Annotated in this window: 22 protein-coding genes; 10 read left to right on the top strand and 12 right to left on the bottom strand. The window is 53.9% G+C overall.

The features are described from left to right. Positions 1–49: 49 nt before the first annotated feature. Positions 50–967 carry a DNA-binding transcriptional activator PunR gene (gene punR / locus EPE01S_RS04790; RefSeq protein ID WP_062743467.1) on the top strand — a complete coding sequence of 306 codons (918 nt, stop codon included), beginning with the start codon at positions 50–52 and terminating at the stop codon, positions 965–967. A gap of 10 nt (positions 968–977) precedes the next feature. On the opposite strand, the gene purR is transcribed toward punR, so the two are convergent. Next, complete coding sequence (gene purR, locus EPE01S_RS04785) at positions 978–2,003, bottom strand: HTH-type transcriptional repressor PurR (protein ID WP_062743466.1); 1,026 nt, start codon at positions 2,001–2,003, stop codon at positions 978–980. 295 nt (positions 2,004–2,298) lie between these two features. Between purR and cydH the strand changes: the two genes are divergently transcribed. Then, on the top strand, positions 2,299–2,388 hold the full coding sequence (gene cydH, locus EPE01S_RS23375) for a cytochrome bd-I oxidase subunit CydH (RefSeq protein WP_118664219.1): 90 nt from the start codon (positions 2,299–2,301) through the stop codon (positions 2,386–2,388). A gap of 38 nt (positions 2,389–2,426) precedes the next feature. Here the strand turns inward: cydH and EPE01S_RS04780 are convergent, their stop codons facing one another. Continuing rightward, positions 2,427–3,299, bottom strand: coding sequence for a C40 family peptidase (locus EPE01S_RS04780; RefSeq protein WP_062743465.1), 873 nt, complete (start codon positions 3,297–3,299; stop codon positions 2,427–2,429). 385 nt (positions 3,300–3,684) lie between these two features. On the opposite strand from EPE01S_RS04780, the gene EPE01S_RS04775 reads away from it, so the two are divergent. Then, positions 3,685–4,023 (top strand): Grx4 family monothiol glutaredoxin, encoded by a 339-nt coding sequence (locus EPE01S_RS04775; protein ID WP_062743464.1) that lies wholly within the window; start codon positions 3,685–3,687, stop codon positions 4,021–4,023. A 70-nt stretch (positions 4,024–4,093) separates the two neighbouring features. Here the strand turns inward: EPE01S_RS04775 and rnt are convergent, their stop codons facing one another. From rnt to EPE01S_RS04745, 6 genes are all read right to left on the bottom strand, one after another. Beyond that, positions 4,094–4,756, bottom strand: a complete 663-nt coding sequence (rnt, locus tag EPE01S_RS04770) for a ribonuclease T (protein WP_062743463.1) — start codon at positions 4,754–4,756, stop codon at positions 4,094–4,096. A gap of 101 nt (positions 4,757–4,857) precedes the next feature. Then, positions 4,858–5,265: a lactoylglutathione lyase gene (gene gloA / locus EPE01S_RS04765; protein WP_062743648.1), complete on the bottom strand. Its 408-nt coding sequence runs from the start codon at positions 5,263–5,265 to the stop codon at positions 4,858–4,860. Positions 5,266–5,351: 86 nt separating this feature from the next. Then, positions 5,352–6,452, bottom strand: a complete 1,101-nt coding sequence (locus tag EPE01S_RS04760) for an alkene reductase (RefSeq protein ID WP_062743462.1) — start codon at positions 6,450–6,452, stop codon at positions 5,352–5,354. Positions 6,453–6,495: 43 nt separating this feature from the next. Then, entirely contained in the window at positions 6,496–7,086 is a 591-nt protein-coding gene (locus EPE01S_RS04755; RefSeq protein WP_062743461.1) for a TetR/AcrR family transcriptional regulator, read from the bottom strand. A 38-nt stretch (positions 7,087–7,124) separates the two neighbouring features. After that, entirely contained in the window at positions 7,125–8,762 is a 1,638-nt protein-coding gene (eptA, locus tag EPE01S_RS04750; protein ID WP_062743460.1) for a phosphoethanolamine transferase EptA, read from the bottom strand. Positions 8,763–8,869: 107 nt separating this feature from the next. Beyond that, positions 8,870–9,514, bottom strand: a complete 645-nt coding sequence (locus tag EPE01S_RS04745; protein WP_062743459.1) for an NAD(P)-dependent oxidoreductase — start codon at positions 9,512–9,514, stop codon at positions 8,870–8,872. Between the two features lie 102 nt (positions 9,515–9,616). Here EPE01S_RS04745 and EPE01S_RS04740 point away from each other — a divergent pair, with 102 nt between their 5' ends. The 3 genes from EPE01S_RS04740 to EPE01S_RS04730 all read left to right on the top strand — a co-directional run bounded on the left by EPE01S_RS04740 (position 9,617) and on the right by EPE01S_RS04730 (position 11,793). Then, a complete protein-coding gene (locus tag EPE01S_RS04740) occupies positions 9,617–10,561 on the top strand; it encodes a LysR substrate-binding domain-containing protein (protein ID WP_062743458.1) in 945 nt (314 codons plus the stop codon). Positions 10,562–10,573: 12 nt separating this feature from the next. After that, entirely contained in the window at positions 10,574–10,813 is a 240-nt protein-coding gene (locus EPE01S_RS04735) for a DUF1289 domain-containing protein (protein ID WP_062743457.1), read from the top strand. An 83-nt stretch (positions 10,814–10,896) separates the two neighbouring features. Next, the gene (locus EPE01S_RS04730; protein ID WP_062743647.1) at positions 10,897–11,793 is read left to right on the top strand and encodes an aldo/keto reductase; all 897 of its coding nucleotides are present in this window, start codon (positions 10,897–10,899) and stop codon (positions 11,791–11,793) included. 69 nt (positions 11,794–11,862) lie between these two features. Here the strand turns inward: EPE01S_RS04730 and EPE01S_RS04725 are convergent, their stop codons facing one another. Genes EPE01S_RS04725 through EPE01S_RS04715 form a run of 3 tightly spaced genes read right to left on the bottom strand, consistent with a single transcriptional unit; the run spans position 11,863 to position 14,951 of the window. Continuing rightward, on the bottom strand, positions 11,863–13,860 hold the full coding sequence (locus tag EPE01S_RS04725) for an FUSC family protein (protein WP_062743456.1): 1,998 nt from the start codon (positions 13,858–13,860) through the stop codon (positions 11,863–11,865). A 7-nt stretch (positions 13,861–13,867) separates the two neighbouring features. Next, on the bottom strand, positions 13,868–14,725 hold the full coding sequence (locus EPE01S_RS04720) for an efflux RND transporter periplasmic adaptor subunit (RefSeq protein ID WP_062743455.1): 858 nt from the start codon (positions 14,723–14,725) through the stop codon (positions 13,868–13,870). Between the two features lie 4 nt (positions 14,726–14,729). After that, positions 14,730–14,951 carry a DUF1656 domain-containing protein gene (locus EPE01S_RS04715; protein WP_244634629.1) on the bottom strand — a complete coding sequence of 74 codons (222 nt, stop codon included), beginning with the start codon at positions 14,949–14,951 and terminating at the stop codon, positions 14,730–14,732. Between the two features lie 164 nt (positions 14,952–15,115). Here EPE01S_RS04715 and slyA point away from each other — a divergent pair, with 164 nt between their 5' ends. Further along, positions 15,116–15,553, top strand: a complete 438-nt coding sequence (slyA, locus tag EPE01S_RS04710) for a transcriptional regulator SlyA (RefSeq protein WP_062743453.1) — start codon at positions 15,116–15,118, stop codon at positions 15,551–15,553. A gap of 45 nt (positions 15,554–15,598) precedes the next feature. Here slyA and slyB read toward each other — a convergent pair whose 3' ends face one another. Then, positions 15,599–16,066 (bottom strand): outer membrane lipoprotein SlyB, encoded by a 468-nt coding sequence (gene slyB, locus EPE01S_RS04705; RefSeq protein WP_062743452.1) that lies wholly within the window; start codon positions 16,064–16,066, stop codon positions 15,599–15,601. 275 nt (positions 16,067–16,341) lie between these two features. Here slyB and anmK point away from each other — a divergent pair, with 275 nt between their 5' ends. The 3 genes from anmK (at position 16,342) to pdxH (ending at position 18,564) form a co-directional block, all read left to right on the top strand. Then, complete coding sequence (anmK, locus tag EPE01S_RS04700) at positions 16,342–17,460, top strand: anhydro-N-acetylmuramic acid kinase (RefSeq protein ID WP_062743451.1); 1,119 nt, start codon at positions 16,342–16,344, stop codon at positions 17,458–17,460. A 62-nt stretch (positions 17,461–17,522) separates the two neighbouring features. Next, on the top strand, positions 17,523–17,843 hold the full coding sequence (locus EPE01S_RS04695) for an MliC family protein (RefSeq protein WP_062743450.1): 321 nt from the start codon (positions 17,523–17,525) through the stop codon (positions 17,841–17,843). A gap of 64 nt (positions 17,844–17,907) precedes the next feature. After that, complete coding sequence (pdxH, locus tag EPE01S_RS04690) at positions 17,908–18,564, top strand: pyridoxamine 5'-phosphate oxidase (RefSeq protein ID WP_062743449.1); 657 nt, start codon at positions 17,908–17,910, stop codon at positions 18,562–18,564. Positions 18,565–18,690: the final 126 nt, after the last annotated feature.

The raw sequence follows: 18,690 nt of genomic DNA, 5'->3' as shown, positions 1-18,690 counted from the left end.
TGAAACGCTATTATTCGTCTCTTGCAGTGAAATAATTTGAAGGCAACTTATGTGGTCTGAATATTCTCTTGAAGTGGTTGACGCCGTCGCCAGAACGGGCAGCTTTACCGCCGCTGCAGCAGAGCTTCATCGCGTGCCATCTGCGGTCAGTTATACCGTTCGACAACTCGAAGAGTGGCTGGCCGTCAGTCTGTTCGAACGCCGGCATCGCGATGTGGTATTGACCGAAGCGGGTCGCGTATTCAGTGAAGAGGGGCGGGCTGTTATCAAAAAAATGCTTGCCACTCGCACCCGCTGTCAGCAGGTGGCAAACGGCTGGCGCGGGCAGATTAACATTGCGGTGGACCGCATTGTACGCCCGGCGCGCACGCGGCAGCTGGTGGTGGATTTCTACCGCCATTTTCCGGACATGGAGTTGCATATCATGCCGGAGGTGTTTAACGGCGTCTGGGATGCGCTGGCTGACGGTCGCGTGGACGTGGCAATAGGCGCAACTCAGGCCATTCCCGTTCGGGGGCGTTTTGCCTTTCGCGATATGGGCAGTCTGAACTGGCGCTGCGTAGTACAGTCCCGGCATCCGCTGCATCGTTACGAGGGCGCGCTGAGTGAAGCCCTGATCCGCGAGTGGCCCTCGCTGGTGCTGGAGGATACCTCGCGGGCACTACCGAAGCGGACAACCTGGACGCTGGACAATCAGCGGCGGCTGGTGGTGCCGGACTGGGAAAGTGCGTTCGACTGCCTGCGTGCCGGACTGTGCGTCGGGATGGTGCCGGGGCACTTCGCCCAGCCCTGGCTGCAACAGCAGGTGCTGGGTGAGCTGACGCTGGCCTCGCCGTTTCCCGACAGTCCCTGCTACCTCAGCTGGTCTGAACACAGCGCCTCACCGGCGCTGAACTGGCTGCTTGCCTATCTTGGCAATACCGAAACGCTGAATGCAGAATGGCTGAGTGAGCAGCCCGGGAGCTGATGCGCGGACATTAACGGCGATAGTCCCGGAAGGGGCCGTCGGCAACGGAGCGGCGTTCGATCAGTGAAGGATGCACTTCAATGGTCTGCTGCTCTTCACGTTTGCTGGTGATGCGGTCAAGCAGCATATCAAAGGCTGTTTCCCCCAGACGCTCTTTTGGCTGGTGTACGGTCGTCAGCGCCGGGGTGAAGTAACGGGCGTTGCGCACATTGTCATAACCGATCACCGAAATATCCTGCGGGACGCGCAAACCCATCTCATCTGCTGCGCAAATCGCCCCCATCGCCATAATATCCCCACCACAGAAAATCGCTGTTGGACGCTGTTTCTGTGACAGGATCTGCTGCATGGCGCGATAGCCTGATTCCGGTTCAAAGTCCCCCTGCACCAGCCATTCATCCCGCAGGGTAATCCCGGCTTCAGCCAGCGCTTTCAGGAAGCCCGCATGGCGGCCGCCACCGGTATTGCGTTCCAGCTGTCCCGGGATTGCGCCGATATCACGATGGCCGCGTTCGATGAGGTAACGCCCCGCCAGATAGCCGCCTTCAAAGGCGTTATCAAGCACGGTATCGGTAAAGTCTCCGCGCGACTCGCCCCAGTCCATGACCACCATGGGAATGTTACGGTTGTCTTCCAGCATAGCAATCAGGGTGTCAGGATATTCTGAGCACATGACCAGCAGGCCGTCGACACGCTTCTGTGCCATCATCGACAGATAGGCCTGTTGCTTTTGCAGATCGTTGTGCGCGTTGCCCAGGATCAGCGTATAGCCTTTGGCAAAGCAGCGATTTTCAATCGCTTCAATGATTTCGGCAAAATAGGGGGCCTCACTGGACGTGGCCAGAAGCCCAATGGTTTTGGTGTGGTTTACCTTAAGACTGCGGGCAACGGCACTGGGCGAGTAATGTAATTCTTTAATTGCCGCCCATACCGCTTCGCGCGTCTCTTCGGCTACAAAGCGCGTTTTGTTGATGACATGGGACACTGTGGTGGTGGAAACACCGGCGCGCTTTGCCACATCCTTAATTGTTGCCATTAAAATCGTACTCCTGGGGCTATCACTAACGTACTGATAACAAATGGGTTAAACGTTTGCCTGCGCGCCGCCATTCCTGCCGACGAGAATGAACTGGGGTGCCGTCTCAAAAGGGGTAGGAAGGGGTAAAATCATCCGTAGAGTGACATGCAGCGCTGACTTGAAACGTTTCCGGGCGTGTTGCGCAACGGAAAGAAATAATTCTAACAAGGCTGCGCGCAGAAAACGAGATTTTTACGGGCAAGTATGGGAAAATCTGTTGGCTTACTAATAGCAGGGTTATTAAGGAGAACAAATGAACACTGATATGAAGATGACGGCTCTGGCGGTTGTTGGGTCACTGCTGATGATTATTGCGTTTAGCTTTACTGCTGTCATGCACTGAGTTTATCGGGAGGAGGCGTCTCCTCCCATACCGTCCGGCTAGCGAATGGTTTTAGGCGTCATCACGCGGCGTGCACCAATATAATGCTCCTGCCAGTAATCTTCACTTAATGCGCTCACCTGGATATCTTTACCGGTACGTGGCGACTGAATAAATTTGCCTCCACCCAGATAGACCCCGACATGGTCAGCCGTACCGCGTCCATTGATGCGGAAGAAGACCAGATCGCCTTTTTCCAGCTCGTCACGCTTAATGGAGGCCGCATCACGCAGGTGGTACATTTCATTTGCTGTCCGGGGGATCTTAAACTTCACCAGATCTTTATAGGCGTACCAGACCAGCCCGCTACAGTCGAATCCGGTTTTCGGTGAGGTTCCCCCCCACTGATAAGGTTTACCCAGTTGGCCCATCAATTTTGTCATCGCCGTCTCGCGCGCTTTTTGATAGCGGGCGCGGTGGGCTTTACTCAGTTTGAGTGGGGCAGAAAGCTGCGCTTCGTTGCGTTTCGCCACTTTGCGCCCGGCGCGATCGCGACCATAATGCTTTTTATCGGCTTTTTTACTGGCAGCGATTTTTCGGCTTAAAGGTTTTTTCGTCACGTTAGCCGTGCGCAACGGTTTTGCCGCCACCTTGCTCTTTGCTTTTTCTTTGATTTTTTTTGCCGGAGCCAGACGAGCTGTTTTAGCGGAGGTTTTCTTAGCGGTTTCTTTTGTTTTTTTACTGACCGGTTCTTTTACTTTTTTCGTGGAGGCGGACTTGACCGGGCGGCGCTTACGGCGGTCGTCTTCACGCGCGGTGGTGCGATCGGCTTTTTGCTGATTCGCATTTATAGGGGCATGTGGCGATGCGTGCGCCATATTGAAAAATAACTGGGTGAAAGCCAGTATGAAGAGCGTGATGAGTAAACGCATCGTTCCCATTAACAGTTTGTGCGCTGCAAAAGGTCGCAACGGAGTCAGAAAAGGCATTTCTGCGGTCAGGCAGAAGGTTAGGGCAATTCTAATCTAACTTCTTAACAAAGGGTAAGGTCTTTTTTGTTTCAATAATACAGATCAAGTAAATGGCGATAAATTAAACGGTATCAGTTGCTTATCGCAGCAATGAAAACAAATCAGGCCATAACACGTACAGCAACGATGATAAGAAAATGTTATTTTGTATCCCTGTTTTGTTCTCAGGTCACATTTTTACCCTTTCGCCCTGTAAAAATGTCGTTTTCACTACCCGAACAGAATCGCTACAATAAGCAGGCTGCGCCTAGCCTACACATGAAGTATCGTATTGAGGAAGACATTTATGAGTACTGTTGAAAAAATTCAACGCCAGATCGCTGAAAACCCTATTCTGTTGTACATGAAAGGTTCTCCGAAACTGCCAAGCTGCGGTTTTTCTGCTCAGGCCGTTCAGGCACTGTCTGCCTGCGGTGAGCGCTTCGCGTTCGTTGATATTCTGCAGAACCCTGACATCCGCGCAGAGATGCCAAAATATGCTAACTGGCCAACCTTCCCACAGCTGTGGGTCGATGGTGAGCTGGTCGGTGGCTGCGATATCATCATTGAAATGTATCAGCGCGGCGAACTGCAGCAGCTCATCAAAGAGACGGCGCAGAAATATCCGTCCGATGCCGCTGAGTAAGTCAGACAGCATGACAGCATAAAAAAACCGGGCCCTGAAAGGGCCCGGTTTTTTTTATCGCTAAGGGGGGTTACCCCGCGCTGTCGTCGCCTGCCGGCTCGACGGGCAGCGGCCAGCCGCCAAGCCGTTTCCAGCGGTTCACCAGCTCACAGAACAGATCAGCGGTCTGCAGGGTGTCGTACAGAGCAGAGTGTGCCTGAGCATTATCAAACGGCATTCCCGCTGCGGTGCAGGCTTTCGCCAGAACCGTTTGCCCCAGCACCAGCCCGCTCAGGGCCGCCGTGTCAAAAGTCACGAAGGGATGGAAGGGGTTACGTTTCAGGCTGGCGCGTTCGGCAGCAGCATTGACGAAGTTCAGGTCGAATGTAGCGTTGTGTGCCACCATAATGGCCCGGCTACAACCGCTCTCTTTGATGCCTTTACGCACCAGTTTGAAAATAGCGTGCAGCGCTTCATATTCACTGACCGCCCCGCGAAGCGGGTTGTCAGGGTCGATACCGTTAAATGCCAGCGCCTCAGGTTGCAGAACTGAACCGACAAAAGGCTCGACGTGAAAATGGAGTGTCTCATCCTTTTCCAGCCAGCCGTTGTCATCCATCTTTAGCGTCACCGCTGCGATTTCCAGTAACGCGTTAGTGTTGGCATCGAAACCGGCAGTTTCAACATCAATAACGACTGGATAAAAACCGCGAAAACGGCTGCTAAGGGTATTCAGGTCATTCGATTCAGACATCAGCTTCTCACTGGGGAAAAAAGGCAGCGCGCATTATGGCAAATTTTGTCGGGGGATGCAGCAGGGAGGGAAGTCGGGTGCGCAAAAGGCACCCGAAATAATTACTGGCCGATACCGTTACCGGCGTGTTTGTTTTCGATAAGCTCAATTTTGTAGCCATCGGGATCTTCAACAAACGCAATGACCGTGGTGCCGCCTTTAACCGGGCCGGCTTCACGCGTGACGTTACCGCCGTCGTTACGGATACGATCGCAGGTCGCGGCGACATCATCGACACCCAGTGCAATATGTCCGTAAGCGTCACCCAGGTCGTAGCTATCCACGCCCCAGTTGTAGGTCAGTTCAATCACTGCTCCTTCACTCTCTTCGGTATAGCCGACAAAGGCGAGGGTGTATTTATATTCAGTGTTTTCACTGGTGCGAAGCAGGCGCATGCCCAGCACTTTGGTATAAAAATCAACGGAGCGTTGCAGATCGCCAACGCGCAGCATGGTGTGAAGTAAACGCATAACATCCTCTTTTACCGGCGTCATCAGACGATGACGGAAAAATGCAGTATAGCGGCAATGCCTGCCGCTGCGTACCTTTGGGGCAATTAACCGAGGAAAGGATAGTCAGTGTAACCTTCCGCCCCACCGCCGTAGAAGCTTTCTGGCTTCGGTTCGTTCAGCGGCGCGTCTGTTTTCAGGCGGGCGACTAAATCCGGGTTAGCAATATAGCTCCGGCCAAACGCTACCGCATCAATCAGACCCTGCTCAATCAGGTCTTCCGCTTTTTCAGCCGTGTAGCCGCCGGCACCGACAATCACGCCCGGATACACAGCGCGGATCGCCTGACGGAATTCGTGAGTATAAGGTTTACCGCCTGCCCAGTCTGGCTCAGAAATATGCAGATAAGCCAGCTGACGTTTTGCCAGTTCAGCAATAAAGTACAGTGCCGCTTCTTCCTGATCTTCACCATTATCCAGACCGTTGAACGGCCCCAGCGGAGAGATGCGAATGCCAATACGATCCGCGCTCCAGCCATCAATGGCGGCATCAACCACTTCCAGCGCAAAGCGGGTGCGATTTTCGATGCTGCCGCCATACTGGTCATCACGCTGATTGGATGCCGGGGAAAGGAACTGATGGATCAGGTAGCCGTGAGCCGAATGAAGCTCCGCCAGATCGAAATCGGCTTCGCGGGCATTGATGACGGCCTGACGGAAGTCATTAACGATACCTGCCACTTCTTCTGTGGTCAGCGCACGCGGTGTTGATGTGGCTTCACGAATGGCCTTGCCCTCTGCATCTCGCAGAGAAGTGCGGGTTTCCGCGTTGATTGCCGAAGCGGAAACCGGGGCTTTGCCGTCAGGCTGTACGCTGTTGTGAGAAATACGGCCGGTGTGCCACAGCTGGACAGCACTGTGTCCGCCTTCCTGATGAATCCCCTCGTTGATGGCTTTCCAGGCGCCGATTTGTTCAGCAGAATGAAGACCGGGTGCTCCGGCATACCCTTTTGCCTGGAAGCTGATCTGGGTGGCTTCAGTAATGATCAGCCCGGCGGTCGCGCGCTGACGATAATATTCACCCATCAGCGGGGTGGGGATATCGCCGGGTTCAATGCTACGCAAACGCGTCAGTGGTGCCATAAAGATGCGGTTAGGCACGGTAATGGCACCGGTTTTCAGCGGGGTAAACAGCGTGTTCAGTTTCATAACTTACTCCTGGTAGACCGGTCGACTAGTTAAGGTGTTTTTTTTAATCTTCACGAAGAATTCGTGTCATTTCCTGCCATGCATTCTGCAGCGGCGCATTGTCACGGCAGATTTTACTTTGCAGACTGGCTCCCAGCCACAGCATATACAGTATCTGTGCACAGGCAGCACAATCGATCTTGCGTGACAGGGTTCCCTGCAGTTGGGCCTTATCCAGAGCATTTTTCAGTGTGGCAATCAGCGGCGCAGAACCGGCATGAAGTGCACTCCGCATCGCTTCAGACAGATCGCAGACTTCAGCAGATAACTTGACCGACAGACAGCCGGCAAACTGACTCTCCTGGCAGTGAGAAAGCGACTGGGAATAATAGTCCAGCACGCGCTGACGGGAGTTACCCTGATGGTCGTCAAGATACGCCTGCAGGCGCAGGTGATAGCGCGCAAAGTAGCGTTCCAGCATTGCCACGCCAAACACTTCTTTTGACGGAAAGTAATGGTAGAACGACCCTTTTGGCACCTCTGCTTCTTTCAGCAGAGCGATGAGCCCCATGCCGTTAAAACCGGACCGAAGGCAGAGCCGTTCACCGGTATCAAGCAGATGTTCACGTGTGTCAAAGCGGGTCGTTTTATTCATCGCAGCAGAGTACTAGACCGAACGGTCGGTTTCAACCCTTAATGGTTTTGACGACACGATCGGATCATATCCAGCCCCGGTTGATATTCCCGGGTTTGCACATTCATCATGCCCAGCAGGGTATGAAAAATATTGTCCTGAGACACCTCATCCCCCTGCGCCTGCTTCTGCAGGCACTGTTGATCAATGCCAAACGCAGTCGCGTAATCCGCTGACATCCAGAGCAGAAAGGGAATATGAGTCTGCTGACTCGGGGCGAAGAGATAAGGCGTACCATGTAGATACATACCGTGCTCACCCAGTGACTCACCGTGGTCGGACAGATAAATCAGCGCCACGTTGTACTTATCACCCCAGGATTTCAGCAGACTGATGGTGCTGTCCAGCATCGAATCCGTATAGAGAATGGAGTTGTCGTAAGTGTTAACCAGTGCCTGAGGGTCGCAGTCCTGAATCTGATTACTGTCACAGGTTGGCGTAAACTGTCGCATTTCCGCAGGATAACGCAGGTAATAAGCCGGGCCATGACTGCCCATCTGATGCAGAACAATGACCGTGTCATCTTTCACGCTGCCAATATAATTGTTCAGGCGGTGCAGCAAAACGTCATCAAGACAATAATCCGTTTTACATAATTCGCTCACCCGCCATTGGGTCATATCCGTATGAGGTACGCGGTCGCAGGCCCCTTTACAGCCCCCGTCATTTTCTCGCCACAGCACATTGACGCCAGCGTGGGCCATCACATCCAGCAACCCTTCCTGATGGTGCGCCAGGTTGGCGTTATATTGCTGACGCGTCATATTGGAAAACATGCAGGGAACGGAGATCGCTGTTTCGGTGCCGCAGGAGGTAGCGTTGCGGTAATAGATGACATTGTCACGCTTCAGCTTCGGATTAGTCTCGCGGGCATAGCCTCCCAGGGAGAAGTTTTCTGCCCGTGCCGTCTCACCCAGGACAAAAATCACCAGCGTTTTCTTTTTCTCGCCGGCTAACACCGGACCTTTGCGTGCATCCAGACCAATTCTGACTAACGCCTGGCTGCCGGCAAACCAGCGGTTGTCCGCGTAGTGCCCGATGCTGCTGACCACGTTAGGCGGGGTTATCATCTTCACCAGGCCCTTATTATTGCGGATCATTGAGGCATAGTCTTTATAGAACAGCGCCGCGATCAGCAGCACCAGGAGAATGGCAGCCAGAGACGTCACCAGTCGCCAGGTGATCGACATCCACCAGGGACGGTTATTTTCAATCCGCGTCAGTACCATAAGCGCAGCCGGCAGTAAGCCCAGCAACAGCATCCACAGCATGTACTTTATGCTGAACAGGGCGGTGGCTTCCTGCAGGTCGGTTTCGAACACGTTCTGGATCATATTGGTATCAATCACCGTGCCGAAGCTGTACATAAAGTAATTAGCGGCGGCGCTGGCGATGATCAGGATCAGCAACAGAGGTTTACGTATCCAGGGAAGTGCAACAACATTGAAAATCAGTAGAAAGGCGCAGAACAGGACGACGGGAAGGGTGGCCGCATACAGGTAATCGTGCAGACCCTGATAAGGAATAAGTTTCCACGCCCGTGCGATAAAAAGACCATTAAGGATCAGGGTAAAAAACAGAGCAGCATAAATATTGAAGATAATTTCGTTACAACGTAACTTTTTCAGGGCTTTCATGGTTGTCCGGCATCAGAATAATCTTATTCAATAGTAGCCTTGAAACATTAAATAAACCTTAACTTAGTTTAACGAAATGACGGCCCGTCAGGGACGGGCCACGCAACTTAATAGGCAACGGTAAACTGCTGACGAATATGCTGAGGCTGCTCGATTTCATCCATAATGGCTACGGCAAGATCAGCGACGCTGATGGAGCCTGGTTTATCACCTTCCATCAGCAGCGACGTGGTGCCCAGACGGAACTGTGCGGTGCGTGGGCCTGGCTGCAGCAGGGCAGCAGGAGAAAGGTAAGTCCAGTCCAGCGCCTGTTCTTCAGCCTGGAGCTGGTTACGCAGCGCCCGTGCGCCCAGCGCACCCGGTTTGATATTGGCAGGGAAGGCTTCGGTATCAACCAGTTCCACGCCGGGTGCCACTTCCAGACTGCCCGCGCCGCCCACCACTAACAGGCGCTTCACGCCGCTGTTTTTAACCGCCTCAAGGATTTTCTGACTGCCACGGGTGAATTTTTCGAACAGATCGCGCTCTTCCCAGCCCGGATTATAGGCGCTGATCACTGCATCCTGACCTTTGAGCACCCCTGCCAGCCAGACACTGTCATGTATGTCGCCTTTTGCCACGCTCAGACGGGCGTCGGCAGGCAGTGTTTTACCTGAGCGGGAAACAGCCGTCACTTCGTGGCCCCGCGCCAGTGCTTCTTTTACCACGTCAGGACCCACAAAACCGGTTGCACCAATGATGGTGATTTTCATGCGTTCATTCCTCTGTAAAGTGTGGATTAAACTTTACTGCTTAACAGTTGCGCTGATAAGTGGCATATTTTCGCTTTCATAATGAAGTAAGGCTTACGAACGATGGAAAAACTCAATCGCATGGCCGTGTTCGCCACGGTCGTCAGCGAAGGCTCGCTGGCAGCAGCTGCCCGACGGCTGGGGATGTCACCGTCGGCGGTCAGTCAGCATCTGCGCGCCCTTGAACAGGCGGTGGGTGTCCCGTTACTCCACCGTTCCACTCGTAAGCTGACACTGTCCGAAGCCGGGGCCGCCTTTTATCCGGGGTGTGAAGCGATGCTCACCCATGCGCTGGAGGCGGAAAGGCGTCTGGCTGAAATGCGCGATACCCTCAGCGGTGAACTGCGTATCAGTGCGACCGTGGGCATCGGAGGGCAGCCTTTGTGCAGTGCATTGTCGCCGCTGTTACAGCAGCACCCGGGGCTGAAACTGCGGATCATCGCCACCGATAATGTCCTTGATATGATTGAACACCGTATTGATATCGCGCTGCGCTTCAGCCGCCAGCTAAGCGACACGGCAATGATCGCGCATCCGCTGGCGGAGTGGCCGATGGTGATCTGTGCGGCGCCTGCTTATCTGAGCCGTTACGGCGTACCGGAAACGCCGCAGGCGCTCTCTGGCCACCGCTGGATACATGGGCACAGTACCCACAGGCATATTGATTTTCATCATCCGCAAGACGGTGCGCTGACCCTGCGTCTGGCAGAAGGACAGGTCGTCAGCGACAGCATGAACGTGATGCGCGCCTTCACCATCGCCGGCATGGGGCTCTCTCTGCAACCCTTGCAGGAGATTCAGGAAGAGCTGCGTAGCGGGCAGTTGATGGTCTTACTGCCCGAATGGCGCGCCAGTCCGCTCAAACTGACGGCGCTTACTCTTGAACGCGTCCTGCCAGAGAAAAGTCAGCAGGCATTGCGTGCTTTACGTGACTATTTTAGTAAAAATCACCGGGTCAGGCTTGCAGACATGGGGGGAGGCGTCTTCAATGAAGAAAGGGCGAATTAACCTGGAGTCGTAGTGGCGGAACAATTAGAGTTTTTCCCGGTACCCAGCCCCTGTCGGGGGATCTGTCAGGTCAACGAGCGCGGCTATTGCCGTGGCTGTTTGCGTAGCCGTGAGGAACGTTTCAACTGGATGAGCTACAGCGATGCACAGAAGCGTGAGGTGTTGCGTTTGTGCCGACAGCGTATTCAGCGTCAGCAGCGGGGCAACCCTTCAGATGCGCCGGATGATCCCGAGCAGCCCACGCTGTTTTAAACGGGAATTTGACCCTGTCCTGTTATTGCGCTGGGCTGATGGCGTATTATGCGGTCAGTGATTACGCCAACGGGAGTTATACGATGCTACAACGTGCACAGATTGCGCCTCAGGGACCCTTATTCTCTCCTCTGGTGATGGGATACTGGCGGCTCATGGAGTGGGGAATGACCCCGCAGCAGCTGGTTGAATTTATTGAGCAGCACCTCGAGTGCGGTATCAGCACGGTGGATCATGCGGATATCTATGGTAGCTATCAGTGTGAAGCGGCTTTTGGTCAGGCGTTGCGTCTGCAACCTTCTCTGCGTCAGCGCCTTGAGCTGGTGACAAAATGCGGTATTGCGACAACGGCCGATCCCCGCCACGTGCTGGGGCATTACAACACGGATGCGGCGCACATTATCCACAGCGCTGAAAATTCGCTGCGCTATTTCCACACCGACTATCTTGACCTGCTCCTGATCCACCGCCCCGATCCCTTAATGGATGCCGATGAAGTTGCCAGCGCTTTTCTGCAGCTTCATCAGAGTGGGAAAGTGAGGCATTTTGGCGTGTCTAACTTCACACCCTCACAGTTTTCGCTACTGCAGTCGCGTTTACCTTTCACGCTGTCCACCAATCAGGTGGAGATTTCGCCTGTACATCAGCCGTTGCTACTGGACGGTACCCTGGATCAGTGCCAGCAGATGCGCATCAGACCGATGGCATGGTCTTGTCTGGCGGGCGGGGTAATGATGACCGCCCCGGAATATCAGCCTTTGCGTGATGAACTGCTGTTGATCCAACAGGAGACCTGCGCTGAAAGTATTGAACAGCTGATCTATGCCTGGATAATGCAGCTGCCCTCAAAGCCGCTGCCCATTATCGGTAGCGGTAAAATCGGACGGGTCAGGGCGGCAGCAAAGGCCGTCAATATGACGCTTACGCGTCAGCAGTGGTTCCGTATTCGCAAGGCCGCACTGGGTTTTGATGTGCCTTAAGCGCGTGAAATTGCCTGAAATACCTTCGCCAGCAGGGCTGAAATGCCCGTGGCGAAGGTCATGGCTGAGTTAAGTCGATGCCACTTTTAATTGCGACAAAGAGCAGAACAGCCGCCAGATAATGCCCGCCAGTTCGATTTCCTGATCCTTTTTCGCTTCACTGAGTAAGTCAATTCGTTGTTGCAGCGTTTTCAGCGTATCGTTCAGAGAAACATGATGAATGCCGCGATCGCTGATAATGCTCTGCAAATCACGTAAGACTGCATCGCGCATCGCGGCCAGAGCGGCCGAGTGGGTTTTCCAGTCGCGCAATGTCCAGGCAATGTGTGAACAGTTGAGCAATACCACTCCCCAGCGCATTAACCACAGCTGGGCCTGTTCGTCACGGCTGTTTTTAAGCTGGTTGATACGATGATAGACCATCGACTCAAAGACATTCTTACTGTGGCGGGGATGTCTTCCTAACTGATCGATAAACTCGCGGCGCAAAGCGATAATATGCCGTCGGCTGCGACGCTTATCCGAGCTGGGACGCAAAATCATAAATGCCAGCCAGACAAACATCACCCCGCACACCTTGGCGAGATTATCATTGATAAATCCCTGATAGTCGTAGGTAGGGGGATTGGTGACAGACAAAAATGAACCCATAAAAACAATCAATTGCCCCCACAATGCAGCGCGTTTCTTTTGTTGTAACTTAAAGAGCTGCATAGTGATGAGAAGAGGGAAAAGCACAATAAGAAACTGCCACAGCACGGTGACCTGCACCATCAAAGCAAATTTCATCACAAAGCTGAAAAGAGAAAGCAGCCCCAGAGTTTTCAGCAGCAATGAGACACTGCTAACCGGAGAGGGGGCGGATGAATACAGCACGCAGCTGATCGCCGCCAGCGTCAGCGCCGAGTCTCCGGAATCCCACTGGGTGGAGACCCAGAAGGCTGACCCGATAAAGATCACGCTAAACGTTCGCAGCGCATTCCAGCCTGATTCAGCACCGTCTGACTGGCGTGCCAGCGCCGGGACCGTGGGGGGCACGAGAAAGGTCTGGCTGTCTGCACGCTCAAATTGCCGTATCCAGCGGGCAATATTCAGATAGAGCCAGCAAAAATAGCGTAGCCGTTCCCAGAAGGCGCGGTGCCGGTAATCGGCCCGATCGTCAGGCACCGCCCGGTAAAGGATGCGCGCCAGATAATACTTGTCCGTCTCGCCGCGTTCGATGGCCGTGAGCAGATCCTGCATCACACTGAACAGATGATCGGGCGGATTCTCCCAGTTGAGCAACATACGCCGCAGGCTGGAGATAACACTGGTCAGGCGTAGTTGCTGATGCAGAATGTAGTTCAGCACGTTGTTCTGACGGCGGAACCGGTAGTGACTCCAGAAGGCCTGTATACGCAGCAGGTTCATGGTGAGGATCTCACCAATCACATTTTCATGTGCGTGGCGAATGGTCGTGGTGTCTTCACGGTTGACCAGCAACATGGCATGGTGCAGGAGTTTGGTGTGCATCTCTTTCAGTGAATGAATTAATGCATCGCCATCGGAAGTACTGGGCAGGATCATCATCATCAGGGCACCGCACAGGATACCGGATATCACCTCACAGACGCGCGCCTGCGCAATGGTCCAGATACTGTCAATTTCCACCTGGTTTACGCTGGTAAAGGCAATAATCGCGGCGGTGTAACCGGCCAGCGAGAAGGCATACGCAACGTTGTTCTGATAGTGGTTTGACACCCATGTACACATTGCCAGCCAGGCCGCGATTGACACGACAAACAGCCAGGGTTCGTCCAGCGTATGGCCGGCGATAATTAAGGCGGCGGTGGCCCCGAGCATACTGCCGACAATGCGTCCCAGACTTTTACTGATCACCCCCCCAACCGTGGGGAAACTGACCACTGCGGCAGAGGTCATTGCCCAGTAGGGTTCATCCAGTTGCAGGCCATAAGCAATGCTAAGCGCAAGGCACATGGCAATGGTATTACGCAGGGCATAGCGCCACTGTGCACCGGTTGCTTTCACCCACGGCAGATGCTGCCATTCCAGCCAGCTCAGATTCATTGATTCCTCACTGGCGGACAGAAATTGTGCAGGTTGTTCCGGCGACCAGGGTCATATTTCCCGGAATGGGATCCAGACGAATGCGTACCGGCACACGCTGTGCCAGCCGGACCCAGGGGACGTTGGGTTTGATATCCGGCACCAGACCGCTGTCGGATTCCACGCTTTGATCATAAATGGCGCGGCCAATGCTTTGCACTGTGCCAGTCAACTGTTCATCCGTACTGTAAAGCTTAATGTCTGCGCGGGCGCCTGCCTGGATGTGGCGCAGCTTTGTCTCTTCAAAATAGCCCATGATGTAAAAGGAGTGGCTGTCCACCAGTGCAAAGAGGGGCGCGCCGGTGCTGGCGTAGTTGCCGACACGAGTTTCAAGATTGTTTATCCAGCCGTCCGTAGGCGCAAAGACTTCTGTCTGAGAAAGGTTCCAGCGCGCGCGATCCAGCTCTGCTTTTGCTGCCTTCTCTGTGGCTTCCATCGTCCTGACCGTTAGCACGGCAACATCCAGATCCTCGGCTGAAATCACATTGCGAGGCAGATTCTGACGTCGTTGCGCCTCATGCTGCGCTTTGATTAAGTCTGAATGTGCCTTTGCCAGCTGGGCTTCTGCATTCAGTATGGCGATACGATAGGGCTCATCGTCCAGGGTAAAAAGGCGCGTTCCTTTCGTGACAAACTGGTTATCCTCCACCAGCAGTTGGGTGATACGCCCCGAAACCTGAGGGGTGATATTCACCAGTTCGGCGCGGACCTTCCCGTCACGCGTCCACGGAGATTGCATGTAGAAATTCCACAGCCACCAGCCTGCCAGGAGGGCTGCCGTGAAGAAAATCAGCGTAGAAAAATATTTTAATGAGCTAAGTTTCATGTAGTTACCCGATGATGAGCAGCCCAAGCGAGGCGGCGATGCAAAGAATGAACACGGAGAGGTCTAATAAAGTGGGATGCCAAATCTCACCTGAATACATCCAGTCGCGCAGCAGCGGGTGAATCAACAGCCAGAAGAAAAAACCAAGGAGAACGGATTTGAACAGCGGTGGAAAAAAAAGAGAATCCCCGAAAACCAGTTCGGTAATGGGGCTGGTAGCAGGCAATATCGACGTTATTACACACTCAATCCTTATGGTCAGCGCTTCGCAAGCGAGGGCAAACGGAATACGTCCATCACAGATGATGAATTTGTATTTTGTCCTGTAAACTCGCAGAATAGTCTAAAATCATGCTTGATAGCTAGCAAGCTAATTATAAGGAGTGGAAATTGGATACGCCTTTGGGAACGGACCTGGCAAGGCTTGTGCGGATCTGGCGCGCATTAATTGATCAGAGATTAAAACCGCTGGAACTGACGCAGACCCACTGGGTGACGCTGCATAACATCCACCAGTTACCTCCCGAGCAGTCACAGATCCAGTTGGCGAAGGCGATTGGGATTGAACAACCGTCACTGGTGCGTACCCTCGATCAGTTGGAAGAGAAAGGGCTGATTACGCGCAGCACCTGTGCTAACGATCGCCGAGCCAAGCGTATTGGCCTCACTGCACAGGCGGAACCTATTATCAATCAGGTCGAGCACGTGATTGATGCCACGCGTGACGATATTCTGGCCGGTATTTCCCAGCCCGAAATCGACAAAATGGTCACGCTTATCGCCAGGCTGGAAAAAAATATTCTGGAGCTTCAGGGAAGAGATGAATAAAAAAACCGGCATCAGAAGCCGGTTTTTTACAGGTAGTTTTGCTTTTTAACGCGGTGAAACGGTGATCTGACTGCCGTTTGACGCCATAGCGACGCGCTGGCCAACGGCGTAACGGCTTGAGGCCTGTTTCTGTACCACCATGATGGTGTTGCCATCATCTTTACGGATTTCCAGCTCTACGCCCTGGCTTTTATTCAGCGAGCCCTGAACACCCTGGCCTGCCACGCCACCGGCTACAGCACCTGCCGCCGTGGCCAGGCTGCGCCCGGCGCCACCGCCGACGGTATTACCGAGGAAGCCACCCAGTACGGCACCGCCAATCGCACCAATGACATTACTGTCATCACCGCCCTGAATCTGCACCGGACGAACAGACACCAGCGTACCGTAAGTCACGGTCTGAATTTGCTTGGCTTCAGAGGCGCTATAAACATCACCTGACAGTGTATTGTCATTCACACAACCAGCCAGCGTTATCCCGGCAAGCGCCACGACTAATAAACGCATCATCATTATTAAAACTCCTATGTGTAGCAGGTGCTGCTGCGCATCGGGCAGCGGTCGATAACGCTATTATAAGGTACAAGACCTGCGTTTCTCACTATTAGTTTGAAAAACCACCGCAGAAAGATAGTCCATGCCACTTAAACATCGATTCAATCACAAACAAAAAGTGCCGGATCGTTATTCGGATGAATAAAAGATCACTAAATCATAGAATTGCCGGGGTAATTTTGCCAGGCTGGCAAAATGACATTGACGCCCCGCAGCGGGGATAAGGCACAGGCATGAAATCAGGGCGTTTTATTGGCGTAATGTCCGGCACCAGCCTCGATGGCATTGACGTGGTGCTGGCAGTGATTGATAAACAGATTGTGGCGCAGCAGGCCAGTTACAGTCATCCGATCCCACCGGGATTACGTCAGCAGATTCTGGCCATCTGTCAGGGACAGTCACTAACGCTGTCAGAGCTGGGGCAACTGGACACCCGTCTCGGACGGCTGTTTGCTGAAGCGGTGCAGGGGCTGCTGAAAAAGCAGGGGTTAACCGGTGAAGACATCACCGCGATAGGTTGTCACGGTCAGACTGTCTGGCACGAACCGCAGGGAGAGGCGCCGAATACGCTGCAAATTGGGGATAACAACCAGATTGCGGCGGCTACCGGTATCACCGTCGTGGGTGACTTTCGCCGTCGCGATATGGCGCTGGGTGGCCAGGGTGCCCCACTGGTACCTGCTTTTCATCACGCGGTGCTGATGCATCCAACAGAACGGCGCATGGTGTTAAATATCGGTGGCATTGCTAACCTGTCCCTGCTGTTACCCGGACAGAGCCTGCGCGGTTTTGACACCGGGCCCGGCAATATGCTGCTGGATGCGTGGGTCTGGCGTCAGCAGGGCAAACCCTATGATAAAGACGGCGCATGGGGTGCCGGGGGGCGAGTCATCCTGCCACTGCTCCAGCAAATGTTGAGCGATCCCTACTTTGCACTGAGTGCACCAAAAAGCACCGGACGGGAATATTTCAATCTGAGCTGGCTGGAACAACAGCTGTCAGCCTGGCCTGGCCTGCCTGCGCAGGATGTTCAGGCTACGCTGGTCGAGCTGACGGCCACTACCATTGCACAACAGGTACAACTCAGTGGCGGCTGCGATCGGCTCATGGTGTGTGGCGGAGGGGCTCACCATCCTCAGCTGATGGCGCGTCTGGCCGCGTTGCTGGCAGGAACAGAAGTGATGAGCACCGACAAAGCGGGTATCAGCGGAGACGATATGGAAGCGCTGGCTTTTGCCTGGCTCGCCTGGTGCACACTGTGCGGTCTGCCGGGCAATCTCCCGTCGGTGACAGGCGCGCGTGAAGCCAGTGTCATCGGGGCAATATTCCCGGCAAATCGTCCCCTGCGCTGATTGCATCCCCTGAAGTGACGTTTTAACCTTGGCAGACCGACGTAACTTACAAGGAATGAACAATGAAAAAGTGGTATATCGCAGGAGTGATGGTGGCATTGTCAGGGTGCAGCCATTTTCAAACAGGGTCAGAGGAGCAGGTCAGCACGCTGCACTATACCTGTGGCACGCTGCCATTAACGGTTCAGTTGGATAACAGCAAAAGTGAAGTGAAACTGATCCTCGATGGGCAGCCGCTGGTGCTGAAGCAATTGCCAGCGGCGTCCGGCGCGCGTTATGGGGATGGTCATTACGTGTTCTGGTCGAAAGGTGACAGCGCCTTTATTGAACGCAATGACAAGGTCATTATCAACGACTGCCAGCTCCAGCAGCCAGCGAGTTAACCCATTGAACAATTGTGGGGTACGGCGCACAATGCCTTATCCCCACCCATCAGAAGCCAGAGCGATGACAGACAGCGACCATCTGCAACAAATTGCCCACCTGCGGCGTGAATATACCCGGGGCGGCCTGCGCCGTAAGGATCTTCCCGCTGACCCGCTGACACTATTTGAACACTGGCTCAACCAGGCGGTTGAAGCACAGTTACCTGACCCGACGGCCATGAGCGTGGCAACGGTGGATGAGCAGGGGCAACCGTATCAGCGTATTGTGCTGTTGAAACACTTCGACTCCCAGGGCCTGGTGTTTTACACCAATCTCGGCAGCCGTAAGGCACAGCAGCTGGAAAAAAATCCCCGAATCAGCCTGTTGTTCCCGTGGCATATGCTGGAGCGCCAGGTCATGGTGCTGGGCAGTGTTGAGCGTCTCTCTACGCTGGAGGTACTGAAATACTTCCACAGCCGCCCACGTGACAGTCAACTGGGTGCCTGGGTGTCAAAACAGTCCAGCCGCATCTCTGCACGCGGTATTCTTGAAGGCAAATTCCTCGAGCTTAAGCAGAAGTTCCAGCAGGGTGAAATCCCACTGCCGAGTTTCTGGGGCGGCTTCCGGATAAAAGTGGACTCCATGGAGTTCTGGCAGGGTGGGGCGCACCGCCTGCACGATCGTTTTTTCTACCAGCGCGAAGGTGACGCGTGGAAAATTGATCGTCTGGCACCCTGATAAAGGAAATAATGCCCTGAATGGCTGGATCGGAGCCGTCCGGCCCTTTATTCTATACCCCTTATTTTTTCTCCGCGTTTCAGCGGAAAGCTGTGTACCAGCATAGGTGCAGACTTTTCACATGGA

It is taken from the genome of Erwinia persicina NBRC 102418 (assembly GCF_001571305.1).
GTDB classification, from domain to species: Bacteria; Pseudomonadota; Gammaproteobacteria; order Enterobacterales; family Enterobacteriaceae; genus Erwinia; species Erwinia persicina.
This window is presented reverse-complemented; position numbering and strand designations above follow the sequence as displayed.